Origin of the sequence: Aeromonas sp. S16(2024) (genome assembly GCF_041403065.1) — a bacterium.
In the GTDB taxonomy this organism is placed as follows: Bacteria; Pseudomonadota; Gammaproteobacteria; order Enterobacterales; family Aeromonadaceae; genus Aeromonas.
Map to the genome: position 1 here is coordinate 192,551 of NZ_JBGLQX010000005.1, position 6,694 is coordinate 199,244.

Annotated in this window: 5 protein-coding genes; all 5 read left to right on the plus strand. The window is 59.8% G+C overall.

Annotation, left to right across the window (positions count from 1 at the left end; all coding sequences use genetic code 11):
• Nucleotides 1-8 precede the first annotated feature (8 nt).
• The 5 genes from trpD (at nt 9) to ACB030_RS06015 (ending at nt 6,661) form a co-directional block, all read left to right on the plus strand.
• Nucleotides 9-1,022, plus strand: coding sequence for an anthranilate phosphoribosyltransferase (trpD, locus tag ACB030_RS05995; RefSeq protein WP_371158605.1), 1,014 nt, complete (start codon nt 9-11; stop codon nt 1,020-1,022).
• The gene (trpCF, locus tag ACB030_RS06000) at nt 1,019-2,506 is read left to right on the plus strand and encodes a bifunctional indole-3-glycerol-phosphate synthase TrpC/phosphoribosylanthranilate isomerase TrpF (RefSeq protein WP_371158606.1); all 1,488 of its coding nucleotides are present in this window, start codon (nt 1,019-1,021) and stop codon (nt 2,504-2,506) included. The genes trpD and trpCF overlap by 4 nt, the downstream gene beginning before the upstream one ends.
• 177 nt (nt 2,507-2,683) lie before the next feature.
• Nucleotides 2,684-3,877 carry a tryptophan synthase subunit beta gene (gene trpB / locus ACB030_RS06005; RefSeq protein ID WP_371158607.1) on the plus strand — a complete coding sequence of 398 codons (1,194 nt, stop codon included), beginning with the start codon at nt 2,684-2,686 and terminating at the stop codon, nt 3,875-3,877.
• Nucleotides 3,874-4,680: a tryptophan synthase subunit alpha gene (trpA, locus tag ACB030_RS06010; RefSeq protein WP_371158608.1), complete on the plus strand. Its 807-nt coding sequence runs from the start codon at nt 3,874-3,876 to the stop codon at nt 4,678-4,680. The genes trpB and trpA overlap by 4 nt, the downstream gene beginning before the upstream one ends.
• A gap of 1,216 nt (nt 4,681-5,896) precedes the next feature.
• Nucleotides 5,897-6,661, plus strand: coding sequence for a hypothetical protein (locus ACB030_RS06015; protein WP_371158609.1), 765 nt, complete (start codon nt 5,897-5,899; stop codon nt 6,659-6,661).
• Nucleotides 6,662-6,694: the final 33 nt, after the last annotated feature.

Here is a 6,694-nt window from a genome sequence, read left to right on the forward strand (position 1 = left end):
GAGACCCCATGCATCAACATCTCAACACCCTCTATCAGGGGCAGTCTCTCACCCGCGACGCCGCCCGCGACGCCTTCGGCCAGGTGGTCCGTGGCGAAGTGGATCCCATCGTCCTCGCGAGCCTGCTCACCGCCCTCAAGCTCAAGGGGGAGACCCCGGAGGAGATCGCCGGCGCCGCCGAGGCCCTCTTGGCGGAGGCTCGTCCCTTCCCGCGCCCGGACTATGGGTTCTGCGACATCGTCGGCACCGGTGGCGATGGCCTCAACACCATCAACGTCTCCACCACCTCGGCCCTGGTGGCCACCGCCTGCGGCCTCAAGGTGGCCAAGCACGGCAACCGCTCCGTCTCGAGCAAGTCCGGTTCGAGCGATCTGCTGGACAAGATGGGGATCAAGCTCGACATGAGCCCGGCCCAGGCTCGCCGCTGTCTGGACGAGCTCGGCATCTGCTTCCTGTTCGCCCCCCAGTACCACGCCGGGGTGCGCCACGCCATGCCGGTGCGCCAGGCCTTGAAAACCAGGACGCTGTTTAACGTCCTGGGGCCGCTTATCAACCCCGCCCGCCCCAGCTACCAGCTGATGGGGGTCTATGCCCCCGAGCTGGTGCGTCCCATCGCCGAAACCCTGCTGGCACTGGGGCTGAAAACCGGTATGGTGGTACACGGCGCCGGGCTGGACGAAGTGGCCATTCACGGTCCGACCCAGGTGGCCGAGATCCGTGACGGCGAAATTCGCGAATACCTGCTCACCCCGGCAGACTTTGGCCTCGAGACCTACCCGGTCAGCGCCATTCAAGGGGGGGAGCCGGAAGAGAACCGCGCCATCACGGACGCCATCCTGGCAGGGGAAGGCACTGCGGCCCACAACGCCGCCATCGCCGCCAACGTGGCGCCGCTGCTGGTGATGGCGGGCAAGGCCCCGGACTTCAAGCAGGCGGCCGCGCAGGTGCTGGCCAAGCTTGCAAGCGGTGAAACCCGCCTGCTTGCCCAGGCCCTCGCCACCCTGAGCCATCAGGAGGCATGATGTCAGTCAGTACTCACGGCAGCCAACAAGGCAGTACCACTCTTAGCAAGGATATCGAGATGCTCGACCCCCTCTCCTCCCCCGATGCCTTCCTGAATCGGGCGTCCATCAACCAGACCATTCTCGGCAAAATCGTGGCCGCCAAGCAGGAGTGGGTCGCGGCCCGCAAGCTGGCCCAGCCCCTGGAGAGCTTCCAGGGCGCCTTGGTGCCAAGCGATCGGGACTTCGAGGGGGACCTGCGTGCAGGCTCCACCCGCTTCATTCTCGAATGCAAGAAGGCCTCCCCCTCCAAGGGCTTGATCCGCGACGACTTCAGCCCCGAGGCCATCGCCGACATCTATGGCAACTACGCCACCGCCATCTCGGTGCTGACGGACGAGCAGTTCTTCCAGGGGGATTTTGCCTTCCTGCCCAGGGTGCGCGGCCGGGTCAAGCAGCCGGTACTCTGCAAGGACTTCATGATTGACCCCTATCAGGTCTATCTGGCCCGCCACTATCAGGCAGACGCCATCCTGCTGATGCTCTCCGTGCTCACCGACGAGGGCTATCGCGCCCTGTTCAAGGTGGCGAAAGAGTTAGGTCTAGGGGTGCTCACCGAGGTGAGCAATGCAGAGGAGCGGGATCGCGCCGTCGCCCTCGGCGCCCCCGTGATTGGCATCAACAACCGGGATCTGCGGGATTTGAGCGTGGATCTCGCCCGCACCAAGCAGCTGGCGGCCGAGATCCCCGCCGATCGGGTGGTCATCAGCGAGTCCGGCATCAACCACCGCGCCCAGGTGGCGGATCTGCGCGCCCATGCCAAGGGCTTCCTGGTGGGCTCCTCCCTGATGAGCGAGCCGGATCTGGAGGCGGCGGTGCGCAAGCTGGTGCTCGGCCAGAACAAGGTGTGCGGCCTCACCCGCCCCGAGGATGCCGCCGCCGCCCATCAGGCGGGGGCCGTGTTCGGTGGCCTTATCTTCGTCGCCAAGAGCCCGCGTTACGTGGACATTCCCGCCGCCCGCGCCGTCATGGCGGGTGCGCCGCTCTCCTATGTGGGGGTGTTTCGCAATGCCCAGCCCCAGACCATCGCCAAGACGGTGGAAGCTCTGGGACTGGCCGCGGTGCAACTGCACGGGGATGAGGACGCCGCCTATATCGAGACCCTGCGCCCCCTGCTGCCGGCAGGCTGCCAGATCTGGAAAGCGGTCGGCATCACAAGCGGCGATCCCCTGCCCTCCCTCGACTACCCGGCGGATCGCCTGCTGCTCGATACCAAAGTGGGCAACCAGAGCGGCGGCACCGGCCAGGCGTTCGACTGGGCCCTGCTGGGAAGTCTCGATAAAGCCAGGCTGATGCTGGCGGGGGGGCTCAATCCCGACAACGCCCTGCAGGCCGCCCGGGTGGGTTGCCTCGGCCTTGATTTCAACTCCGGGGTGGAGAGTGCCCCGGGCCAGAAGGATGCACACAAGCTGGCGGCGGCCTTTGCCGCTCTGCGAACCCTCTAGTGACATGTACCAAATTAATGAACTGCGTTTGCCTATAAGCACAAGGAATAATGTATGACCCTGCTCAATCCGTTTTTCGGTGAATTTCGTCGATGACATGTATGTGCCCCAGCCATACGCCTCAGCCCGCCAAGGCTCATACCTGATCTCAATTGCAGAATGTAAAGGAAGATAACCATGACCCTGCTCAACCCGTTTTTTGGTGAATTTGGTGGCATGTATGTGCCCCAGATCCTCATCCCCGCCCTGCTCCAGCTGGAGAAGGCCTTCGTCGATGCCAAGGATGACCCGGCCTTCATTGCCGAATTTCAGACCCTGCTGACCGAGTATGCCGGTCGCCCGACGCCCTTGACCCTCACCCGCAATCTGACCAAGGGGACCAAGACCCGGCTCTACCTCAAACGTGAAGATCTGCTGCACGGCGGCGCCCACAAGACCAACCAGGTGCTGGGCCAGGCCCTGCTCGCCAAGCGCATGGGCAAGAGCGAGATCATCGCCGAGACCGGTGCCGGTCAGCACGGTGTGGCGACGGCGCTGGCCTGCGCCCTGCTCGGCCTCAAGTGCCGGGTCTATATGGGTGCCAAGGATTGCGAGCGCCAGAAGCCCAACGTGTTTCGCATGAAGTTGATGGGGGCCACCGTCATTCCGGTGCACTCGGGCTCATCCACCCTCAAAGATGCCTGCAACGAGGCGCTGCGCGACTGGGCCGCCAACTACGACAGCGCCCACTACCTGCTCGGCACCGCCGCCGGCCCTCACCCCTTCCCCACCATAGTGCGGGAGTTCCAGAAGATGATCGGGGAAGAGGCCAAGGCCCAGTGCTTCAAGAAGGAAGAGCGCCTGCCCGATGCGGTGATCGCCTGCGTCGGCGGCGGATCCAATGCCATCGGCATGTTTGCCGACTTTATTGATGAGCCGTCAGTGCGCCTTATCGGGGTCGAGCCGGGTGGTCACGGCATCGAGAGCGGCGAGCATGGTGCGCCGCTCGGCCACGGCAGCAAGGGGGTCTTCTTTGGCATGCACTCCTACCTGATGCAGGACACTCAGGGCCAGATCCAGGAGTCCTACTCCGTCTCGGCGGGTCTCGACTTCCCCTCCGTCGGCCCCCAGCACGCCCACCTGGCCGCCATCGGCCGCGCCGAGTACCCCTCGGTGACCGACAAGGAGGCGCTGGACGCCTTCCAGGAGCTGGCCAAATCCGAAGGCATCATACCGGCGCTGGAGTCCTCCCACGCCCTGGCCCACGCCCTCAAGATGGCCCGCAGTGAACCGGAGAAAGAGCAGGTGCTCATCGTCAACCTCTCCGGCCGTGGCGACAAAGACATCTTCACCGTTGCCGACATTTTCGAGAAAGAAGGAACCTTGTCATGAATCGCTACGCACAACTCTTCTCCCGTCTGGACAAGGCCAATCAGGGCGCCTTCGTGCCGTTCGTGATGCTGGGTGACCCCACCCCCGAATTGTCCCTGGCCATCGTCGATGCCCTGGTCGAAGGGGGCGCCGATGCCCTGGAGCTCGGCATTCCCTTCTCCGATCCGGTGGCGGACGGCCCCACCATTCAGGGTGCCGCCCTGCGGGCCTTTGCCAGCCACACCACCCCGGACGACTGCTTCGGCCTGCTTGCCCGAATCCGCGCCAAGTACCCAGAGCTCCCCATTGGCCTGCTGGTCTACGCGAACCTGGTCTATGTGCGCCACATCGACGGCTTCTACGAGAAGTGCCAGCAGGCAGGGGTGGACTCGGTGCTGGTGGCCGACGTGCCGGTGCAGATGTGCGCCCCCTACAAGGCGGCCGCCGACAAGTTCGGCATCGACAGCATCTTTATCGCCCCGCCCAACGGTGACACCGAGACGCTCAAGGCAGTTGCCGAGCTTGGCAGCGGTTACACCTATCTGGTGAGCCGCGCCGGCGTCACCGGCGCAGAGACCAAGGCCGGCATGCCAGTGGATGGCCTCATCAACACCCTGCGCGAGTTCAATGCTCCCCCCGCCCTGCTCGGCTTTGGCATCAGCGAACCGGCCCAGGTGCGTGAGGCCATCAAGGCCGGCGCCGCCGGCGCCATCTCCGGTTCCGCCGTGGTCAAGATCATCGAGACCCACCACAAGAACCCGGAGCATATGCTCACTCGCCTGAAGGAGTTTGTGGAAGGGATGAAGGCCGCGACCAATAGATAAGGTTGGATTTGGGGTCAGATGCCGTTGACCCTGACCAGCCAGCCAGCCAGCCAGCCAGCCAGCCAGCCAGCCAGCCAGCATAATGGGAGCCCACTTGGGCTCCCTTTTCTATTTATCTCTTTTGCTTCCTATCACTTTGTCCCCTCTCCCTCCGGGAGAGGGTCAGGGTGAGGGCAATCAGGATTTCCCCTGATTTGGTTCGAATAGGGTCGCGTATTCGGACGTTCGCGATTCGGGCGGAGTTAATCCGAACGCTCGAGCCAGCGGTAGGCCCCTTGATGCGGCTGCGCCGCATGGAACGCGAGGGCCCTGCCCTCGACGGGGTTTCGCCCGCCCTTCGGGCCGGGGCGAGTGACTTTTCTTTGCGTGGCCAAAGAAAAGTCACCAAAAGAAAGGCCACCCCCGCTTATTCGCCCGACTGACGTCGGGTACCTTCGGCTCACCCTCTTGTCCAACGGCACGCGCCGATGGGCCTTTGCCCTCCGCCATCCATGGCTTCGCCCAAAGCCCGCTTCGAACATCCATGTTCTCGCGCCAAATCGGGTCGAGCTGTGCTCGCCCTTTCCCGATTTTGCCCATGGCCCAACGCCGCTCGCTCGGCATCCTTCCTCGCGGCCTGGACAAGAGGGCTCACCTCAGCGAATAAGAGAGGGATCAACACCGTGCCAACCCGCAGCCTCCGTCTGACCCCAGACAAGCTCCCTCTCCCCTTGGGAGAGGGTTGGGGTGAGGGGAATATCTGCATCCTCTGCTAACCCAAGAGCCCACTCAAAGCAGCTGTTCATCACTAATTGGTTGAACCAGCTCAGGTTTCTATCAACTTCCTCTTTCCATGTCTCAATCCGGCCCCTTAAGATGGCCAAACAACAATCCATCTCTCAGGAGGGCGTCATGGCAGCGATGGTTGCTATCTCGCAGGTGAAAAGCAGCGAACTGGGGGCTGGAACTCAGGGGCGGTAGCCTTGCTGGAATTTGCCGTAGCCGGCTCCTGAACTGTTTCTTTATAAAAAGGCAATGGAAGCATTAAACAAGGGGGGTCAAACGAGCATATTCATGCATCAGAATCAAATTGGTAATGCTCTGATTTAATTTGATTATTATCGCGGCAACTATCAGGGCAGAGTGGAGTTATATGGAAGGCTCTGCTATCAGATTAGTGCCGCCTTCTATCTAATCACTGTTATGTGGCCTAGAGTGGTTTAAAGGATTTTCAAAAATGGATATTACACCAGATAATTGGCCAGATCATTATTGGAATTACCTTGCTCAGCTAGAGGTTCATGCAATTGATAAAAATCACCACGCCTTAAAGCCTTGGGATGAGCTTGCCGAAAAATGTATGAATCTTGCTATCAAAGCACCATTTTTAAAAGGCGAAGAGTCTGGCAGTAAATCTCTTAAATTGGCTGCGGCTTTTCTAAAGAGAGTAATGAGTGACTTCAGAGGGGTTTGGTTACTTATTAATTGGGGTTATCCGTATCAAGCTGCATGTGTTGCGTCCTCTCTTTATGAAAATGCTCTTGTAGTAAATTGTATTAGCGGCAGAGATGATTTAGCCGAAGAAATTCTTGCCGATAAAAATGGTGATGTTCCATGGAAGCCTCAACTGCTATCCAAGATGGCTGCACAAAGAGATTTATTTGATGAAATAAAAAACAATCCTCCAAGTGGCAAAGACTTTGAACAAGCGTGGAGGCTTTGTTATCACAACTATAAACTTTTGTGCAAAATGAAGCATCCTACTCTGCAACAAATAAAAGACGAAACAAGTCACGCTATGAACACAAAAGGCCAGTTTGCTGTTATCCCTTTGCCAGATACTAGGGAAAGTGCTGTGGGTTTAAAGCAAATGATAATGGTCATTGCCATATCAAAGTTGTTTTCAGCGGCTAAGTGTTTCGCTCAGGGCGAGATCGTGAACATTTTGTTAAAAATTAAAAATAGTTTTTTGCCTACAAAACAAATACTTATAGGCCTGTGATATGCAGTTAACTTTATAGTCAGGATCGCCTTC